General features: G+C 56.1%; 15 protein-coding genes. 9 read left to right on the forward strand and 6 right to left on the reverse strand.

Annotated elements, in window-relative coordinates; genetic code table 11:
- Positions 1 to 129: 129 nt before the first annotated feature.
- Complete coding sequence (locus AC2TDA_RS17815; RefSeq protein WP_480880070.1) at positions 130 to 1,206, forward strand: hypothetical protein; 1,077 nt, start codon at positions 130 to 132, stop codon at positions 1,204 to 1,206.
- Between the two features lie 5 nt (positions 1,207 to 1,211).
- Positions 1,212 to 1,814: a peroxidase-related enzyme gene (locus tag AC2TDA_RS17820; protein ID WP_480880071.1), complete on the forward strand. Its 603-nt coding sequence runs from the start codon at positions 1,212 to 1,214 to the stop codon at positions 1,812 to 1,814.
- A gap of 2 nt (positions 1,815 to 1,816) precedes the next feature.
- Here AC2TDA_RS17820 and AC2TDA_RS17825 read toward each other — a convergent pair whose 3' ends face one another.
- The 3 genes from AC2TDA_RS17825 to AC2TDA_RS17835 all read right to left on the reverse strand — a co-directional run bounded on the left by AC2TDA_RS17825 (position 1,817) and on the right by AC2TDA_RS17835 (position 5,537).
- Positions 1,817 to 2,464 (reverse strand): glutathione S-transferase family protein, encoded by a 648-nt coding sequence (locus AC2TDA_RS17825; protein WP_480880072.1) that lies wholly within the window; start codon positions 2,462 to 2,464, stop codon positions 1,817 to 1,819.
- Position 2,465: 1 nt separating this feature from the next.
- A complete protein-coding gene (locus tag AC2TDA_RS17830) occupies positions 2,466 to 3,869 on the reverse strand; it encodes a trimethylamine methyltransferase family protein (protein ID WP_480880074.1) in 1,404 nt (467 codons plus the stop codon).
- Between the two features lie 72 nt (positions 3,870 to 3,941).
- The gene (locus AC2TDA_RS17835; RefSeq protein WP_480850275.1) at positions 3,942 to 5,537 is read right to left on the reverse strand and encodes an ABC transporter substrate-binding protein; all 1,596 of its coding nucleotides are present in this window, start codon (positions 5,535 to 5,537) and stop codon (positions 3,942 to 3,944) included.
- A 231-nt stretch (positions 5,538 to 5,768) separates the two neighbouring features.
- Here AC2TDA_RS17835 and AC2TDA_RS17840 point away from each other — a divergent pair, with 231 nt between their 5' ends.
- From AC2TDA_RS17840 to AC2TDA_RS17870, 7 genes are all read left to right on the forward strand, one after another.
- Positions 5,769 to 6,431 carry a GntR family transcriptional regulator gene (locus AC2TDA_RS17840; RefSeq protein ID WP_480850273.1) on the forward strand — a complete coding sequence of 221 codons (663 nt, stop codon included), beginning with the start codon at positions 5,769 to 5,771 and terminating at the stop codon, positions 6,429 to 6,431.
- Between the two features lie 124 nt (positions 6,432 to 6,555).
- Positions 6,556 to 7,509, forward strand: a complete 954-nt coding sequence (locus AC2TDA_RS17845; RefSeq protein ID WP_480850271.1) for an ABC transporter permease — start codon at positions 6,556 to 6,558, stop codon at positions 7,507 to 7,509.
- Positions 7,506 to 8,369 carry an ABC transporter permease gene (locus tag AC2TDA_RS17850; protein ID WP_480850269.1) on the forward strand — a complete coding sequence of 288 codons (864 nt, stop codon included), beginning with the start codon at positions 7,506 to 7,508 and terminating at the stop codon, positions 8,367 to 8,369. The genes AC2TDA_RS17845 and AC2TDA_RS17850 overlap by 4 nt, the downstream gene beginning before the upstream one ends.
- A 1-nt stretch (position 8,370) precedes the next feature.
- Positions 8,371 to 10,050 (forward strand): ABC transporter ATP-binding protein, encoded by a 1,680-nt coding sequence (locus AC2TDA_RS17855; RefSeq protein WP_480850267.1) that lies wholly within the window; start codon positions 8,371 to 8,373, stop codon positions 10,048 to 10,050.
- A 51-nt stretch (positions 10,051 to 10,101) separates the two neighbouring features.
- Positions 10,102 to 12,498 (forward strand): FAD-dependent oxidoreductase, encoded by a 2,397-nt coding sequence (locus AC2TDA_RS17860; RefSeq protein WP_480880076.1) that lies wholly within the window; start codon positions 10,102 to 10,104, stop codon positions 12,496 to 12,498.
- Entirely contained in the window at positions 12,467 to 13,261 is a 795-nt protein-coding gene (locus AC2TDA_RS17865) for an aspartate/glutamate racemase family protein (RefSeq protein WP_480880078.1), read from the forward strand. Before AC2TDA_RS17860 ends, AC2TDA_RS17865 begins: the two co-directional genes overlap by 32 nt.
- A gap of 108 nt (positions 13,262 to 13,369) precedes the next feature.
- Positions 13,370 to 14,893: a trimethylamine methyltransferase family protein gene (locus AC2TDA_RS17870; RefSeq protein ID WP_480880080.1), complete on the forward strand. Its 1,524-nt coding sequence runs from the start codon at positions 13,370 to 13,372 to the stop codon at positions 14,891 to 14,893.
- Positions 14,894 to 15,042: 149 nt separating this feature from the next.
- Here AC2TDA_RS17870 and AC2TDA_RS17875 read toward each other — a convergent pair whose 3' ends face one another.
- Genes AC2TDA_RS17875 through AC2TDA_RS17885 form a run of 3 tightly spaced genes read right to left on the reverse strand, consistent with a single transcriptional unit; the run spans position 15,043 to position 17,680 of the window.
- On the reverse strand, positions 15,043 to 15,366 hold the full coding sequence (locus AC2TDA_RS17875) for a 2Fe-2S iron-sulfur cluster-binding protein (RefSeq protein ID WP_480880082.1): 324 nt from the start codon (positions 15,364 to 15,366) through the stop codon (positions 15,043 to 15,045).
- Positions 15,367 to 15,379: 13 nt separating this feature from the next.
- Complete coding sequence (locus AC2TDA_RS17880; protein ID WP_480880116.1) at positions 15,380 to 16,492, reverse strand: S-(hydroxymethyl)glutathione dehydrogenase/class III alcohol dehydrogenase; 1,113 nt, start codon at positions 16,490 to 16,492, stop codon at positions 15,380 to 15,382.
- A 42-nt stretch (positions 16,493 to 16,534) separates the two neighbouring features.
- Positions 16,535 to 17,680, reverse strand: a complete 1,146-nt coding sequence (locus tag AC2TDA_RS17885; protein WP_480880084.1) for an aromatic ring-hydroxylating oxygenase subunit alpha — start codon at positions 17,678 to 17,680, stop codon at positions 16,535 to 16,537.
- Between the last annotated feature and the right edge of the window lie 235 nt (positions 17,681 to 17,915).

The following is a 17,915-nucleotide window of genomic DNA, read 5'->3' on the forward strand; positions in this document are numbered from 1 at the left end:
AAGTCCTAATTCAATCTGTGATCACAGATAGCGGAGGCTGTCTGACTTGGCAAGCTTGAGATTGCCGTTGATCTGTGATCACAGTTCAGTCATATACTGAAGAGTATCAATGGGCCGGAGGCAGACCAAATGGCAAATCTACCGCTTGCAGACTTTGAGCCCGGCGTGCGCAACCTGCTGCAGTCTTGTGCCTGTGCACAGACCGGGGATCGAATACTGCTGGTGGGCGAGGCAGGTGACGATCGGTATTTTGAACCGGACCTATGCGCTTATACGGCCCAGATCGCCGAAGGGATGGGTTTGAAGCCGGAAATCATCATGGCTGCTCCGGTGGCAAATTCCGGAGAGTTTCCTGATACGGTCCGCGAAGCGATGGGACGGGCGGATCGGACGATCTTTTTCTCACGCTTGGGCGATCAGGTCCGTTTTAACCTGGAAGGGGGCAAAGCGGTAATGACGTATACCCTTACACTGGAGCATATGGCCGCCCCCTTTGCCCGCGCTGATTTCAGTGCCATGAAACAAGTGCATGACTCATTGCTGGGTTTGATCCTAAACGCCAAATCATGGAAGATGACCGGTGAATGCGGCACCGATCTGATTGGTGAAATCAAACCGGGCCGGGACAGCGCAATCGCCGAGTTTGCGCTTGAGTTGTTCCCGGTGATGATCTTTCCGCCGGTACATTGCCACAATATGAACGGTACTCTTGCCATCAAACATTTCGTGACCTCTTCGTCGACCCGTGCGTACGACGACAGTACACTGGTGCTGGACAAGACGATTCTGGCTCAGGTCGAAAACTCGCGCATGGTAGATTTTGATGGCCCTGCAGATTTGGTGGCGCGACTGAAAACGCAGTTGGAACGCGCAGCAGAGCTTACTGGCGGCGATCCTTGGCTGGTCAATTCTTGGCATACGGGCATCAATCCCGGCACTTTCTACAGAGACGATCCTTATGATGATCTGGAGAAATGGGGCACTGTTGCCTATGGATCGCCACGCTATACCCATATGCATGCGGCGGGGATTGATCCCGGTGATGCGGCTTTTCATCTGATGGATTTGACGATCTCGCTCGACGATCAGACCGTCTGGGATAAAGGTCGGATGGTTTTTCTGGACAGACCGGAAATTCAAGCCATGCTGCCCGCAAGTCAGCGCGGGCTTTTGAATTCTTCCGTGCTGCATGACATCGGGATTTGAAAGCCATGAAACACCCCATCGCCTGGGTCGAGGTGATTTCGCAGGACGACGCCGTAGGTGCCGTGGCTGAGGCTTATGACGCAGTCAAAGATGAGGGAGGTCGAGTCGAGAACCTATACTTGGCGATGTCGCAGACTCCGGCGGCGATTCAGCCGGCGGATGCCCATTACCTGGCCCTATTGCATAACCCTGACAACCCTTTGAAACCCTGGCTGGCAGAGCTTGTCTCGACCTATGTTGCGATCCTTTGTGGGTGTCGGTACGCGGTCGCCAATCACGGCGCGAATTTCCGGATGTATCTGCAGGATGACATGCGCGCAGACGCAATATTGCAGGCGCTGGTGGCAGGCGATGAGCCAGCCGAGGAAGACACGCAGATGCTGGCCGCCCTTCGCTATGCACGCAAGCTTTCGATGACACCAGAGCGCATGAGTGCCGAGGACCTGGAGCCGCTGCGAGCCGCAGGGTTTTGTGACAAAGGAATTTCCTATCTGATTCAGATCACCGCTGCGTTTGCTTATTGGGCGCGAATGATTAATGGGTTAGGAATCCAGTTGGGCGAGACAGTCGGATTGGCGAACACTCCAGCACCTATACGTGGGGATTAGGATTATGCCTGACGACGCGCTTGCTCCGCAGCATGCGCTGTACGCATCCGCTCGACGGCTGACCGCTGGCAGATTGTCTCGCGATGTCGGGCAATGTTTGGATAGGCGGTGATATCGCCGTCCGGAAAGATGATGTCCCACACAGCTTGCATGCCCAAAATGAAATCTGGCACCGTTGGCAGATTGCCAAAGAAATACGGGCCATTGGCCAAAGCCGTGTCCAGTGTTTCAAAAACACCCTTGAGGCGCGTCATTGAAGCTGCCTTCAGCGCCGTCTGGCACTCTGGCGCCTGATGGTAGAACTCCGGGTGGTATTGTATGATCACTTCGGGCTGCAATGTGGTGGCCAGATAATGGAACCACTGCAAAAAAGCACCGCGGTGCGGTTCACCGGGAGGGATCACAAGCCCGGCCTCTGGGTGGCGCTCGGCCAGGTACAGGCACACCGCACCTGTCTCGAACACCGTGCCATCCGGTCCTGCTAAAGCAGGGGTTCGGCAGTGAGGGCTGGCAGCCAGAAAATCCGGATCGGGGCTTTCGTCGAATAACCTAACCCAGCGGACGGTGTAGTTTGCGCCGATTTCCTCCAACACGGCATGGGCGCTCATGGCATAAGTATCGGGCGCGCAGAATAGGGTGTATTCGGACATTTCAGAGGCTTCCCAGCAAATCCATGGTCTTTTCACGCAGCAACTTGGTCAGGCCCGGCTGCCCTGCTTCCTGCCAGTTTTCGATCCCTTCGCGACGAAACAGGGAAGGAAACCACATTTCGGTCTGATACCGTTCCAGCGTATGTGGATCGGTTAAAAAGCTATTGTCTTGCGAGGCACGGGCAATGACTTCGGTGGCGAGCGTATCGGCGCTGACTTCCAGTCCAGCGCCAAACTGGCTTGCCATGCCAGCCAGTTCATCGCAGGCCACCAGCATCTCCATCGATCCGGTACGACCGCTGGACAGCACTCCAAGATTATGGGTCAGCGCCGTTCCCGACAGACAGGTGCCGTGCAGGCTGGCGCTGGCTTCGGCAAAAGCCTGGGGTCCGGGTTCATGTGCGTCAGTACAGCCCGAGCCAACCCAACAGGGAATGTTGAGATAGTTGAACACATCCGCCGCACCCAACCCGGCCAGTGTATATTCGGGTGATCCGATGGCCATGTCCGCCCGGCGCATATCCATTGGCATTACCGATGAGCCTGACATCACCGGTGCACCCGGGCTGGCCAGTTGGCTTATGACAATTCCCGCAAGCGACTCTGCTGTTGACTGGGTAATCGCGCCAGCCAGTGTCAACGGACAAGCCATGCCGGGAAAGATCGCCGGATAGCAGACGACAGGCAAATGCAATCTGGCTGCCATCAGCAGGCGCTGGCAGGTCTCTTGGCCCAGCTTTAGCGGCGACACCGGGCCAACCAGATCAAGTCCAAATGGCTTCGCAGAAAGATTTGCCATGCCGCCGGCCCGTGCGGCCATCTCCTGCCAGATCGCAAGCACGCCATGTTCGTCATGGCCAGTGAAGAAGATAGGTTTAGAGGTCGTCTCCAACAATGCCTTGGCGCTCGCGAGAGCCTCTTCGTCAGCATCCACATCGCTTGGATAGCCAAGTGAGGCAGCGATATCGATATGTGGCAAGGCCTGCTGAAGCCTACCGTGATCTGCGATATCCGCGAGGCAACAGGGGCGGTAATCGCCGCTGCGCGGATCAAGGATTTGCACGCAGTTAACCGCAGTTCCAAAGCGCGAAATTGGGTCACTGGTTGTAAAGGCAGGTGTGCCATCCTGCGAATAGAAGGCTATTATAGGTGGCACCGAAGCTATAGCGGCCCGCACAGTGTCCGGCGGATAGAACACGCGGCCGTCGTGCTCCTGACAACCCGCTGAGGCCAACAGCGCGCGCGCCTCAGGGTCTTCGACAAGAACACCAACCTTGTGCAAGACGTTGAGAACGGCCTCCACGACCTTTTCAGCTTCGGTCGCTGAAATGGTTGTGGTTTGCATCCTGCGTTCCGGCCTGATCAAGGCGGGACGTGCGCGCCGGTCACGGGATCGTGGCGCCATTCGGTTCTCCAGAGAGCAGGGGACCGGCCAGCGACAGATGTGTTGGCCGGTTAGTTAGCGCTTGGGTCCGGGTCAGGTGTCGATCCAGGCGGTTCGGGCGCCCTGATAGAATCCGAGAGGTCCGGCGCCATGCGGGGAAATGCCCTGCACTTCATTGCGCGCCGCATCTACAAAGTTACGGAAACCAAGAGTGATATGACCCCCGTCATCCTGTAGCAGCTGTTGCATTTCACCGTACATTTCCTTGCGCAGATCGAAATCAAGCGTCGCACGCGCTTCCAGCAGAAGGGCCTGGAACCGGTCATTGTTCCAGAGCGTTTCATTCCAGCTGGAAGTATTCGAGAAGGCAATGGAGAAAATCAGATCCGGCACCGGGCGCGGGTCCCAGCCCGAGGTAATCATCGGTTTCTGAATCCAGACCGATGACCAGAAACTGTCGGCAGGTGGGTTGATGACATTGATGTTGACCCCGCCGGCCTTGGCACTTTGCTGGACGTGTTGTGCCGCCGCCAGGGAACCGGTTCCGGCAACATCCGAGCCATAAAAGTCGATCGGTGTGTTTTCCAGCCCAGCTTTCTTAATGTGGAATCTTGCCTTGTCGGGGTCATATACCCGCTGTGGGATTTCTGCATTGTAATAAGGATCGATTGGGGCGATCGGATGATCGTTGCCAACCATGCCGAACCCCTTGAGGATATTGTCGACAATGCCTTGGCGGTCGACTGCATATTTCATTGCCAGCCGGAAGTCCGGGTTGTTGGTCGGCTCACGATCCATCATCATCGCGGCATTGAGGAATGCCGCTGAGGGTGCGTTTACAACATATCCGATTCCCGAGTTGTCGATGACGCGGGTCGCCTTCTGATCCAGCTGCAGCAACATGTTGATGTCGCCCGCGATCAGGGCATTGATCCTGGCGGTATTGTCGGGGATGCCGATAAATTCGAGATCATCCACATAGGGGCCATCACCCCAATAGTTTTCGTTGCGGGTGAACACATACCGACTGCCCGGCGAGAACTCGACAACCTTAAATGGACCGGTTCCCGGTGGGGTGCCGGTAAAGTCTTCCATACCGCGCTTGACGATGTGAAGCCGCGTATCCGACAGGATCATCGGGAATTCGGCGTTCGAGCCGGACAACTCGAAACGAACTTGATGATCGCTCAGCTTTTCGACGTTGGTGATCTGGCTGATATAAGATTTTGCGGGGGCTTCACTGTCAGGGTGATTGATGCGGGCGATGGTGTGCATCACATCCTCTGCACCGAAAGGTGCGCCGTCATGGAAGGTGACACCTTCCCGCAAGTTGAACACCCAGGACGTGGCATCTTCGTTGGCCTCCCATGAGGTGGCCAACCAGGGCATTGCCTGCAGGTTGTCGTTGCGGTTTACGAGCGTATCGAAGACGGAGTAGCCCATCATGATATTCGCGGTACCGTAAAACAGGGTTGGATCGAGGCTATCCTGCGCCTGAGCGGCTTCAACACCGACGACCAACCGCCCTCCGGTTTTCGGCGTAGCGGCCTGAGCGCGCTGAGCTGTCAGGCCGGTGATGACACCCGACGACACCCCTGCGGCGGCCAAAGTTCCCATAAACCGACGCCGCGACAATTTCCCGGCGACATATTGCTGGAACATATAATCTTTGAACTTGCTGTCGGACATTTGAAGTCTCCGCTGTTGGGTAGTCCGCCACTGGACTGCCTGGAATTTTCAGACCTTTTGCAGGCTGGATTTTTGTTTATTTGGGGAAACTGTGATCACAGAATGATGTAAAAATCAAGCATCTTTGATCACAGATGGCAGCCATGGTATGGATTGCATAGGCGGTGTCGGGTTCGTAGCGCAGTAATTGCCGGGCCGGTGAACAGTGATAAAGCAGACATTGGAGACCAGATGGATACAGCGACACAACAGGACGCAGCACCTGCGGAAAACCTAAGCGCAAAAATATATACTGACCTGAAAATGAAGCTGATTGTAGGCCAGCTTCGTCCGGCTGAAACACTGTCGATCAGGACGCTGGCCGAGGAATATGGCGTTTCCGCGATGCCTGTCCGTGAAGCGCTGCGCCAGTTGGCTTCAGAGGACACGCTGATAGGCGCTGCCAAGAAAGCCCACCGGGTACCAGACCTTGATCCAGCCGAAGCCGCGAACCTGTTTTTTATTCGCGCCATACTTGAGGGCGCAGCGGCAGAACTTGCCGTGGAGAACGTGCGCGACAAGGATATCAAAGTTCTGGAAAGGCTGGTGGTGGACATGGATGCCGCCTGGCAAAATCAGGACGCGGTGCAATTCTTGGTTGCCAATTTCAAGTTTCACAGCAGAATATACAGCCTCACCGGTAACAGCGCCCTGCAATCGATGATCGAATCGCTTTATGCCCGCACCGGTCCCTGGCTGGCACATGGAATCACCGAGCTGGTTACCATCGACAACTGGATGGGTGACCACCCCGGGATCATACAGGCGTTGCGAGACCGCGACGCAACGCTGGCGCGGAAATTGGTAGAGAAGGATGCGCGTTGGGGCGTTGACCTATACCGCTCGCGTAGTTGAACTCCTCCGTTAGAGTTTCAAATAAATGATGCAGCAAAAACTTATCTCTTGATTTTTACGTGATCTGTGATCACAGTTTTCCTTATCCCCGGCAAGCGACAAGCCAGCACAAGGGAGGGATCACATGAGTTTGATGGAGATTCTCTGGAAGAGAATAGCCCTTGGGATTGGCACATTACTTTTTGTTTCAGTGCTGGTTTTTCTGGGAACCGAGATACTGCCCGGTGATGTGGCTCATGCGATCTTGGGGCAGGGGGCAACACCAGAACTTCTGGATCAGGTGCGCGAGCGCCTCGGATTGAACGAGCCTCTATACGTGCGATATTGGGTTTGGTTGACGAATTTTGTTACTGGCGATTTTGGAACTTCGCTTGCAAATGGCGCGGACATCGGAACGGAGATCGCACGCCGCGCAGGCAATACAATCATTCTGGCCCTTTGTACTGCGGTGATTGCCGTACCCCTCGCAGTCGCTCTGGGTCTGGCTGCTGCAGTCAAGCCAGGTGGGCTGCTTGACCGGATCATAACCTCGACTTCACTGGCGCTGATTTCTTTCCCCGATTTCTTGGTCGCAGTTATTTTGGTGACCATATTTGCGATCAAGCTACGCTGGCTACCGGCCATCGCCTCAATCCGGCCCAGCTATGAGCTGGTGGATTGGATACGCATCCTGATCTTGCCGGTGATGGGCCTCACGTTCACCATCCTTGCGCATATGGTGCGGATGACCCGATCTGCTGTTCTGAACGTGTTGACCAGCCCGGCAATCGAAATGGCAATTCTCAAGGGTGTGCCTCGCCGCCGTCTGCTGCTGCGCCATGCCCTGCCCAATGCGTTGGGGCCGATCATCAACGTTGTAGTTCTGAATTTGGCTTATCTGATCAGCGGTGTGGTGGTGATTGAGACCCTTTTCAACTTTCCCGGCCTGGGTCGCTACATGGTTGAAGCAGTCACCAACCGGGATGTTCCGATCGTGCAGACCTGCGCGATGATATTCTGTTCTTGCTACGTGCTGCTGAACATGTCCGCCGACATCCTGTCCATCATGGCCAACCCGCGCGTGAGGTACAAGAAATGACCCCCGGCACCCGTACATGGCAAGGCGAACTACGCGAGGCTGTATCTGATCTCACCCCCGGCGTCGCGCTGTGCCTCCTGTTATTGATGTCCTTCTTCCTTATCGGTGCGTTTGCCCCCTGGATCGCTCCTTATGGCGAAGGCGAGATACTGACCAATGACAGCTTTCTACCGCCCAACAGCCAAATGTGGCTGGGCAGCGATTACCTTGGTCGGGACGTACTGTCGCGGCTGATCTTCGGTGTCCGTGTCACCCTGTTCCTGGCGTTGATTATCACGTTCCTTTCCTTCTTCGCAGGCGTATTTCTCGGCTTCCTTGCCGCTGCATTCGGTGGGCGCGCCGACAACTGGATGAGTCGGATCAACGATGCCCTGCTAAGTTTTCCAGCGCTAATGCTGGCACTGATCGTGATCAACTCGTTGGGGTCTTCCATTGTGGTGCTGGTCTTCACGATCGCCTTCATCGACATGACGCGGGTTTTCCGGGTTTCCCGTGCGCTTGCGGTCAATATCATGGTGATGGACTATGTTGAGGCTGCGGTCGTTCGCGGCGAAGGAAAGGGTTGGATCGTCTGGCACGAAGTGCTGCCGAACGCTCTGACACCACTGGCCGCTGAATTCGGAATCCGCTTTACCTACGCGATTTTGTTCATCTCGACGCTTTCCTTCCTTGGCCTCGGGGTACAGCCGCCGCAATCGGATCTTGGCGTAATGGTCAAAGAAAATATGCAGGCGATCCTTTGGGGTGAATACACCACTTTATACCCGGCCTTCGGCATTGCGCTGATTGCCATTTCCATGAACGTCTTTGTCGACTGGCTGCTGCAACGGTCAAGCGCCAAGCTTCCCGATGAGATCTGATATGCGCGACACCTCTCAATTTGAACCGGCCGGTGGGCCATTGCTGAAAGTCCGCGGCCTGGATGTATCGGTTCGTGACAAAAAGGGTCACGAGTTTAAAATCGTTGACGGCATTTCCTTTGATGTGCAGCCGGGTGAGGTAATCGCTCTGATCGGCGAGAGCGGTTCCGGTAAGACCACGATTTCGCTGGGCTGTATGGGTTACACGCGCCCTGGATGTCATATTACAGCAGGGTCGGTGAAATTGGGCGACACCGAAGTGTTGGAGCAATCGCTGCCCAAACTGCAGGAATTGCGCGGCAAGGAAATCACCTATGTAGCGCAGTCGGCAGCAGCTTCATTCAACGGAGCGATGACGATTGACGCCCAAGTGACCGAAATCCCGGTGATCACTGGCGCCATGAGCCGCGAAGATGCTCTTGCCAAGGCCATGCGCCTCTATGAGGATCTGGAGCTTCCTGACCCGGAGAATATTGGCAAACGTTATCCTCATCAGGTTTCGGGCGGCCAGCTTCAGCGGTTAATGGCGGCAATGGCCATGATCAGCGATCCGCGGCTTTTGATTCTGGATGAACCCACGACCGCGCTTGATGTGACCACCCAGATCGAGGTGCTGCATTCTTTCAAAAAGCTGATCCGCGACAACAACACAGCTGCGATTTACGTTACGCACGATCTGTCGCTGGTGGCGCAGGTTGCCGATCACATTCTGGTTCTGAAAGAAGGTCAGATGGTGGAATACGGCACCACCGATCAGATTATCTCGGACCCGCAGGACGACTATACCAAAGCGCTGATGGCCGCGGCCCATGTGATGCCCGAAGAAATCCACGCTCCGCCGGGTACGGCGGCAGAAGATGCTCCGTTGCTTGAGGTGCGGGACGTGACTGCCGGTTACGGTCCGACCCAAAACATCATTGCTTTGCGCGACATCAATCTAACGATCAATGCTGGCGAAACCGTTGGGGTCATAGGTGAATCCGGCTCTGGCAAAACCACGCTGGGCCGTCTGATTTCGGGTCTGATGGGGGCCAAGCAGGGTGGGGTCTATCTTGATGGCCAACAGTTAAAACCCTCGGTCGGCCAACGCTCTCGCGATGAATTGCGCCAGATTCAGTTTGCCTTTCAGATGGCCGATGTGGCGCTCAATCCCCGACAGCGACTGAACAAGATTTTGAGCCGTCCGATGATGTTCTATCGTGGCCTGTCGCAACGTGAGGCTACCAAGGAAACCGCCCGCCTGCTGGAGCGCGTTGGCTTGCCGACAGACTTTGCTTGGCGGTACCCGCCCGAGTTATCGGGAGGTCAGCGGCAAAGGGTCAACCTGACACGGGCCCTGGCTGCACAGCCGAGACTGATCATCTGCGATGAAATCACCTCTGCGCTTGATACGATTGTGGCGCAACAGATCCTCGACCTTCTGGAAGATCTGCAGGATGAACTCGGCCTGAGTTATATGTTCATCACACACGACATTGCCACGGTCTCGAAAATCTCCGAGCGTATCGCAGTCATGCGGCACGGGCGAATTGTGGCGCAAGGCCCAGTGGATCAGGTGCTGAAACCTCCGTGCCACGAATACACGCAACTGCTGCTCAACTCGGTGCCTGAGATGCGCACCGACTGGTTGGATGGCGCGGTTGTCGAGCGGCGCAAGTTGGTCGCTGCGCTGGACGGATAAAGGCAGGTGGGACAGCCCCACCAATTGAAACAGACACAGACAGGTGCAAACATGAATACGACAGCGCGGGTTGTTGTAATTGGGGGCGGTGTAGTCGGCTGCTCCATTCTTTACCACCTAGCCCGGAACGGCTGGAGCGATGTGATGCTGTTGGAGCGGCAGGAGTTAACGTCCGGTTCCAGCTGGCACGCGGCTGGGGGCTTGTTTACCGTCGTGCGGCCCAATGCAGCGGCCGAAATGCATCGCTATACCTTTCAGATCTACCGCGAACTGGAGCAGGAACGAGGTCAGCCCTGCGGATTCCATTTCACCGGTGGCCTGAACATCTGCCGCACTCAGGATGAGATTGACAGCAACGCTATGATGCAAAGCGCCTGCCGCAGACTTGGCATCGAAGGCCACTTCATCTCATTGCAGGAGGCCAAGGAAAAGGCGCCGGTTCTGGACACCTCCCACATGATGGGTGCCTTTTGGGAAGAGGAGGGCGGCCATGTTGATCCGGCCTCTGCCACCAATGCCTTTGCCGCAGCTGCCCGTCAGATGGGTGCATCGATCCACCGGCACACGCCGGTCATTGCGACCGACCAGCGGGCGGACGGTTCTTGGGATGTGGTGACAGACAAGGAAACGATTCACGCAGAGTATGTCGTCAACGCTGCTGGCCTCTGGGGTCGCGAAGTTGCCCGTTTGGCGGGGATTGAGCTGCCGCTGATGCCCGTGGAACACCACTATCTGGTGACAGAAAACATCCCGCTTATCGAAAGCCTCGGCTTTGAACTACCACAGATCAACGACAACGAAACCGGCTCTTATGCGCGGCAGGAAGGAATGGGGATGCTGCTGGGTGCTTATGAGAACAAGATGACTCATTGGGCCAAGGATGGCACACCACTGGATTTCGGCCATGAACTGTTACCGGACAACCTGGAATGCATGGAATGGAACTTTGAGAAATCGGTCGAGATCATGCCCTGTCTTGGCGAGGCTGGTGTAAAACGAGTGATCAACGGGCCGATGATTTTCTCGCCTGATCTGTCGCCATTGATCGGCCCGCATCCTGCTTTGCGCAATTACTTCTGCGCCAACGGGGTCATGGCAGGTTTCAATCAGGGCGGGGGAATAGGTCGCGTGATCGCGGAATGGATCATTGGCGGAGAACCCGAGATCGATATTTTCAACTGGGACGTCGCCCGGTTTGGAGATTTTGCAACACAGAAATACACCGAGGAGATGACCCGGTATTTCTATGAAAACCGATCTGAAAAGATTTTTCCGTATCAGAGCTTCCCGGCAGCCCGCCCGCAGTCCAAATCCCCCGTGCATGACAGGCTGGCCGAGGCGGGCGCAGTGTTTGGCACAGGCTTTGGGCGCGAGCACGCCACCTGGTTTGCGCCTGAAGGGACGCCGCCTGAGGACTCTCTCACTTATCGCCAGCCCAACTGGTGGAAGCCGGTCGCGGAAGAGGGCAAGCGCCTGCGCGCGGGGGCGGGATTGTTCGAATTCTCGGACATGGCGAAATTCGAGGTTTCCGGCCCGGGTTCCGCGGACTGGCTTGATCGTATCATGGCGAACCGATTGCCCGAACCGGGGCGGCTCTGCCTGTCTCCCATGCTCTCGAACAAAGGCAGGGTGATCGGTGACTTCACCATCTCCAATCTGGGGGACCGTTATCTGATCATCGGCACCTATGCGATGCAGTTGGCTTACCTTCGCCATTTCCGCAAATTCCTGCCGGCAGAAGGTGTTACACTCAGGAACCTATCCGACAGGCTGTCCGGTCTGGCACTGGCTGGCCCCAAGGCGCAGTCCATGATGGCCGCGCTAACCGATCAGCCCATGGAAACAGCTTCGTTCCGATTTATGGACACCAAGCAAATCACCTTGGCAGGGGTGCCGGACGTCATTGGATTGCGCGTCTCCTACACTGGTGAAACAGGTTACGAGCTCTACATGCCGCCGGAACATCAGGTTCAGATCTTCGATGCACTGCGCAGCGGCGGAGCGAACCTCTGTGGCCTGCGCGCCCTGATGATGCTGCGGCTTGAGAAAAGCTATCCGGCCTGGGGACTCGAGATTACTTCGGACTACTTCGCCCATGAATGCGGAATGATGTACCATGTCAAACTGGACAAGGGGGACTTCATCGGCCGGGAGGCTGTGCAGAACTACGGCCCGCCACGCGAATGTCCAATCAGCCTGACGGTCGATGCAGGCAATCTGGCGATATGGGGCGACGAGGCAATCTTTCTTGACGGCCAGCCTGTAGGTTATGTTTCCTCAGGCGGTTGGGGGCCGGTCACAGGCCAGCACATCGCACTAGGCTATGTGCCGCCGGACGCGTATCGTGAAGACGGCAATTATGCAGTCGAAATATTCGGCGCGCTTCATCCCGCTCGGATCCAGAGAAAACCGCTTTATGATCCAGCGGGCAGTCGAATGCGACAGTAGGGGGTATGGCGGGATGATCGTTACCGGTGGGCATTCCTATCAGGGATATAGTGTCGGGATTTTGATGTTCGACAAAAAGCTGTATCCCATGCTTCCCGGCGATGTCGGAAACGCGACAAGCTATCCGTTTCCCGTTCTTTTGCGTCAGATTGAGGGGTTGGAGAACAATCCGTATCCACCTTTGACCGGGCCAGACGGGAGCTATACGCCCGAAGTGCAAAGCTGCATCGATGCTGCGGTTCAGATGGAAAAGGATGGCGTGCGTGCCATTGCCATGTGTTGCGGGTTCTTATCGTTGGTTCAAGCGGCCGTGGCGAAACACGTGAGTATTCCGGTCATGACGTCACCATTGATGATGCTACCGGTCATCCAACAGATGATCCGACCGGACCAATCGGTGATTGTCGTGACGGCTGCCGCACGGTTGCTGGGGAAGGATTTTTTCAGAGCGGTTGGGGCAGATATGGCAGACCGGATAACTTTGGTTGGCCTGGACGATTCCAAGACCTTCAACGCCATGTGCATGGGCGGGACGCAGATCACCTGCGATACAGATGCGCTGCGTGACGATATTTTGAACGCCGTTGCGGAAGGTCAGGCGCGAGCCCCCAAGGTCGGGGCAGTGCTGTTGGAATGCACCAGTCTTCCGCCCTTTGCTCAGGATATCCGGCAGGCAACCTCATTGCCTGTCTTTGATTTCATAGCCTGTGTGGAATGGATGCATCGGGCTGTCGTGCCCAAATCTTACAGTGGATATATCTGAAAGGAGTCACGGAGATGATCATGCGGTTTGCGGTAGTCAGAGAAGAAACCTGGGCTGGTGCGAGGGGGCGCTTAGCCGCCCTTTCGCACACTCAACAGGAGATTTTCTATGTCCCGCCGCCGCCGTTCTACCCGCCAGCCCCGTAGCTCGGGCTTCACGCAGCGCCCCTTTGGAGAGGTCCGCAACCCGCTTGCTCCATCCGAGCTGATTTCTGATGATCAGGTCGAAACGATCCACCACGCCAGTCTCCAGGTTCTGCGCGACATTGGTATCAAAGTCGATAGCGCCGTCGCCTGCGATTTGCTGGCCGTAGCGGGTGCAGATGTGGAGCGGGATACGGCCCGCGTCCGCTTTGACCCCGCTATGGTTGACGAGATGTTGATGGGTATCCCATCTGAATTCACCATACACGCCCGTAACCCGGACAAGACAGTGACGGTAGGTGGCAACTCCTTAACCTTCGCGACTGTCAGCGGCCCATCCTTTGTCTCTGACCTCGACAATGGCCGGCGTGCAGGCACGCTGGAGGATATGCGAAATTTCGTCAAACTTTCCGCCTCGCTCAACATATTCCATCATGAGGGAGGGGCGGGTTGCGAGCCACTGGAGCTTCCGCCGGAGACGCGGCACCTCGACATGATGCTTGCCCAGACCACCCTTTGTGACAAAGGGTGGCAACCTTGCTGGCTGAACTCGACGGACCGCGCGCGTGACTGTATCGAGATGGCCAAGATTGCCCTGCAGACCGATGATGAGGGCCTGCGCGCACGACCCGGTATCATTGGCGGAATAAACACCAACTCGCCGCTTCTGCTGGATGATAGCCAGGCCGAGGGGTTGATCGAGTTTGCACGGGCAGGCCAGCCGATCCACGTCACCCCTTTTACGCTGGCCGGAGCCATGAGCCCGGCCACTATCGGCGGCTCTCTGGTGCAGCAGAATGCCGAGGCGCTTGCCGGTATCATCCTGGGTCAGGCTGCCTGTCGTGGGGCGCCGGTTTTTTACGGACACTTCACTTCGAACGTAGACATGAAGACGGGTTCACCTGCATTTGGAACCCCCGAATACGCGCAATCGGTGCTGGTTTCGGGACAGATGGCACGGCGTTATGGATTGCCGATCCGTTCTTCCAACACGACTGGCTCGGCCTGTGTGGATGCCCAAGCCACTTACGAGAGCAGCATGTCGATCAATGCCTGCATTCAGGGCCATATTAATGTCATGATGCACGCCGGAGGATGGCTGGAGGGCGGGCTGACCTGCTCTTTCGAAAAACTGATACTCGATGCGGAACTTCTGCAAATGCAGGCAGCCTTTCTCGACCCCATTGATCTGGACGACGATGCCCTTGGCATTGATGCCATCGCCGAAGTGGGCCCCGCCGGGCATTTCTTTGGTACCGCCCACACGCTGGCCCGCTACAAAGACGCATTTTACAGCCCGATCCTGTCCGACTGGCGAAACTTTGAAACTTGGCGCGATGATGGTGCCAAAACGGCCACCCAGCGGGCCAACGAAATCTGGAAGCAACTGCTTAACAGCTATGAAAAGCCCCCCATTGATTCGGGTGTGGAGGAAGAACTGGAAGCCTATGTTATCAGACGTAAAGAAGAAATTGCCGCAAACGGGTAGCGCGGCACATTATCTGGCAGCGGCAATCCTGATTGTTAGGGTTTAGCGGATGCGTCGCCCGCAAAGGTCAATGCGCCGTGCCGCTGCCCATAAGACCCCGCGCGTGGCATTCGTCATCACCACTTTGGGAAGCTCTGAGACGTCAGCTGTCAGATCTGTTTTTCCGGCATCTGTACCACCAGCCCGTCCAAAGCGGCAGACACCTTGAGCTGGCAGGTCAGCCGAGACCGGCCCGGATCCGGTTCAAAGGCAAAATCAAGCATGTCCTCTTCCATGTCGTCCTTGGCAGGCAGTTTTCCCACCCAGTCGGGTGCCACATAGACATGGCAGGTCGAGCAGGCACAGGCGCCTCCACAATCCGCCTCGATGCCGGGGATATTGTTATCGCGGGCGCCTTCCATGACGGTTAACCCATCCGCCACCTCCACAACATGCTCGTTTCCGCCATGCTCGACATAAGTAATTTTGACCATCTGTTGTTTTCCCTCAGAATTCCACTACGGCACGGATGGACTTGCCCTCGTGCATCAATTCAAAGCCTTCATTGATCTGATCCAGAGACAGCTTGTGCGTGATCATAGGGTCGATCTCGATCTTGCCGTCCATGTACCAATCCACGATCTTCGGCACGTCTGTTCGGCCCGATGCGCCGCCAAAGGCAGTGCCGCGCCACGATCGGCCGGTGACCAGCTGGAAAGGGCGGGTTGAGATTTCGGCGCCGGCAGGCGCCACGCCGATGATGATCGATTCACCCCAACCCTTGTGAGCGCATTCCAGTGCGGTGCGCATCACGTTCACATTGCCGGTGGCATCAAAAGTGTAGTCGGCACCGCCACCGGTCAGGTCCACCAGATGTGCGACCAAGTCGCCTTCAACATCGGCAGGGTCGACGAAATCAGTCATGCCGAAATGTTCGGCAATTTCCACTTTGCCCGGATTCAGATCGACGCCGACAATCTGGTCGGCACCAGCAAGTCGCAGACCCTGAATGACATTGAGGCCAATCCCGCCAAGGCCGAACACAACCGCGCGACTGCCAATTTCTACCTTGGCGGTATTTATCACGGCACCGATGCCCGTGGTGACGCCGCAGCCGATGTAGCAGACCTTGTCAAAGGGCGCATCGTCACGGATTTTTGCCAGCGCGATTTCCGGAACAACGGTATGATTGGCAAATGTCGAGCAGCCCATGTAGTGGTGGATCGGTGTGCCGTCCAGCATGCTGAAACGGGTGGAGCCGTCTGGCAGCAGACCTTGCCCCTGGGTCGAGCGAATAGCCTGGCACAGGTTTGTCTTGGGGTTGAGGCAATATTCGCACTCGCGGCATTCCGGTGTGTAAAGTGGAATCACGTGATCGCCGGGCTTCAGGCTGGTGACGCCTTCACCGACTTCTACCACAATACCCGCGCCCTCATGCCCCAAGATCGCCGGAAAGATCCCCTCGGGGTCATCGCCTGATCGCGTGAATTCATCCGTATGACAAAGACCGGTTGCCTTGATTTCTACCAGAACCTCGCCCGCCTTCGGACCCTCCAGGTTCACATCCATGATTTCCAGTGGCTTACCAGGAGCCACCGCAACTGCTGCGCGGGTTTTGATCATTATGCGTTTCCCTTGATTTTGGTCTTTGTCTCGGCCTGATCACAGATCACGGTCTGATCCCAGCATCCGGCCCATATACCCCAGAAAGTCCCAGATGGTGCCTTCCAAATCATCTGGCGCCAGCGGGCCGTGTGGGAAATAGCGAGTGTTCTGAGCGATCTGCAGGGTTTCCAGCTTTTCCTTGTCCTCTGCGTTGAAAGACTTGCAAAGATTTACATAGCTGACGACTTCCGGGTCATTCGGGTCGGTTTTAAACCCTGCAATTCCCCAGCGTATGGCCACTTTGTCCGCGCCGTTGGGACGCAGGCACAGATACAGAGTATAATTGGCGGCCACGGCCACCACGAAGCTGGGAAATACATTGAACAGGACCGTGTTGCGCTGTTCATCCTCTGTCATATCTTCGTGGAACGGGCCACGCGGAGGGAAGTCTGGATCGTAATAGGATCTGTAGGCCGTCCAGCGTGCTTCGCCCGGAACTTTGCGGCACAGCTGTGTTGGTGTCATCGGCTGCAGGGTCTTGGAGTGGGTCGCGAAGAGGTGGTAGCCCTCCATGAAGTTCTCGGTCAAATTTTTCCAGTTGGTGTTCCAAACACCATCGTCGGTGAATAGCAGGTTACGCTGTTCATTATGGTAATTGTGCAGAATGCCGTCCAAAACCTCCATCTGAGGTTCCAGCGGTTCGGCGGTGCCATCCAGATTGACAAAGATGAAGTTGCTCCAGATTTCGGACTTCAATCGGGGCAGACGACAGCCTTTCACTTCAAAGTTCTTGGCGTTCTTCATCAAAGGTGCGGTCTTGAGCTGGCCTTCGGTGTTGTAGGTCCAGGCGTGATATTGACAGACAAAAGATCGGCGGTGCCCTTTGGGGCTGGTCTCCACCAGATTGCCGCGATGGCGGCAAACATTGGATAGCACATGTACGTCGCCATCCTGCCCGCGCGAAACCAACAGCTGCTCGCCGACAATTTCGGTAGTGAAGAAATCACCAGGCTCCGGGATTTCTTCAACATGCCCAAGGCAAATCCATTCCCGACGGAAGATGTGCTCTTTCTCAAGCTCCAGAAAATCGGAGGAGGTGTAGAAACTGGGCGGCATTGTTCGCGCCTGTTCCTGATCCAGCTGTTTCAGTTCGGTCAGTTCCTTGCGTAGTTCATCGGCTGACATAGCTCTGGTCGCGGGCATGTGATTCCCCTTGAAAAATCAAACTGTGATCACAGATGAAGTACTAGATTTACTGGCAATCGCCAAGAGAAAAGTCCAGTTCAAGGTCGCGATAGCATGCAAACTCAGGCGGAAATCCTGATGGTTCCGTTCGGATCGTCTGTGTCGCAAAGCCGTGTAACGCGCGAAGGGCCACTCGAATCTGCCCTTGGTCAGCAATTTCCACTTTATTCGTAAATTCCCTGGATCGTGATAG

The organism is Ruegeria sp. HKCCD6426 (assembly GCF_057221115.1).

Excerpts from the sequence above, each read along its gene's own strand:
- AC2TDA_RS17815 (WP_480880070.1), top strand. The coding sequence starts at position 130 with ATGGCAAATCTACCGCTTGCAGACTTTGAGCCCGGCGTGCGCAACCTG.
- AC2TDA_RS17820 (WP_480880071.1), top strand. The coding sequence starts at position 1,212 with ATGAAACACCCCATCGCCTGGGTCGAGGTGATTTCGCAGGACGACGCC.
- AC2TDA_RS17825 (WP_480880072.1), bottom strand. The coding sequence starts at position 2,464 with ATGTCCGAATACACCCTATTCTGCGCGCCCGATACTTATGCCATGAGC.
- AC2TDA_RS17830 (WP_480880074.1), bottom strand. The coding sequence starts at position 3,869 with ATGGCGCCACGATCCCGTGACCGGCGCGCACGTCCCGCCTTGATCAGG.
- AC2TDA_RS17835 (WP_480850275.1), bottom strand. The coding sequence starts at position 5,537 with ATGTCCGACAGCAAGTTCAAAGATTATATGTTCCAGCAATATGTCGCC.
- AC2TDA_RS17840 (WP_480850273.1), top strand. The coding sequence starts at position 5,769 with ATGGATACAGCGACACAACAGGACGCAGCACCTGCGGAAAACCTAAGC.
- AC2TDA_RS17845 (WP_480850271.1), top strand. The coding sequence starts at position 6,556 with ATGAGTTTGATGGAGATTCTCTGGAAGAGAATAGCCCTTGGGATTGGC.
- AC2TDA_RS17850 (WP_480850269.1), top strand. The coding sequence starts at position 7,506 with ATGACCCCCGGCACCCGTACATGGCAAGGCGAACTACGCGAGGCTGTA.
- AC2TDA_RS17855 (WP_480850267.1), top strand. The coding sequence starts at position 8,371 with ATGCGCGACACCTCTCAATTTGAACCGGCCGGTGGGCCATTGCTGAAA.
- AC2TDA_RS17860 (WP_480880076.1), top strand. The coding sequence starts at position 10,102 with ATGAATACGACAGCGCGGGTTGTTGTAATTGGGGGCGGTGTAGTCGGC.
- AC2TDA_RS17865 (WP_480880078.1), top strand. The coding sequence starts at position 12,467 with ATGATCCAGCGGGCAGTCGAATGCGACAGTAGGGGGTATGGCGGGATG.
- AC2TDA_RS17870 (WP_480880080.1), top strand. The coding sequence starts at position 13,370 with ATGTCCCGCCGCCGCCGTTCTACCCGCCAGCCCCGTAGCTCGGGCTTC.
- AC2TDA_RS17875 (WP_480880082.1), bottom strand. The coding sequence starts at position 15,366 with ATGGTCAAAATTACTTATGTCGAGCATGGCGGAAACGAGCATGTTGTG.
- AC2TDA_RS17885 (WP_480880084.1), bottom strand. The coding sequence starts at position 17,680 with ATGCCCGCGACCAGAGCTATGTCAGCCGATGAACTACGCAAGGAACTG.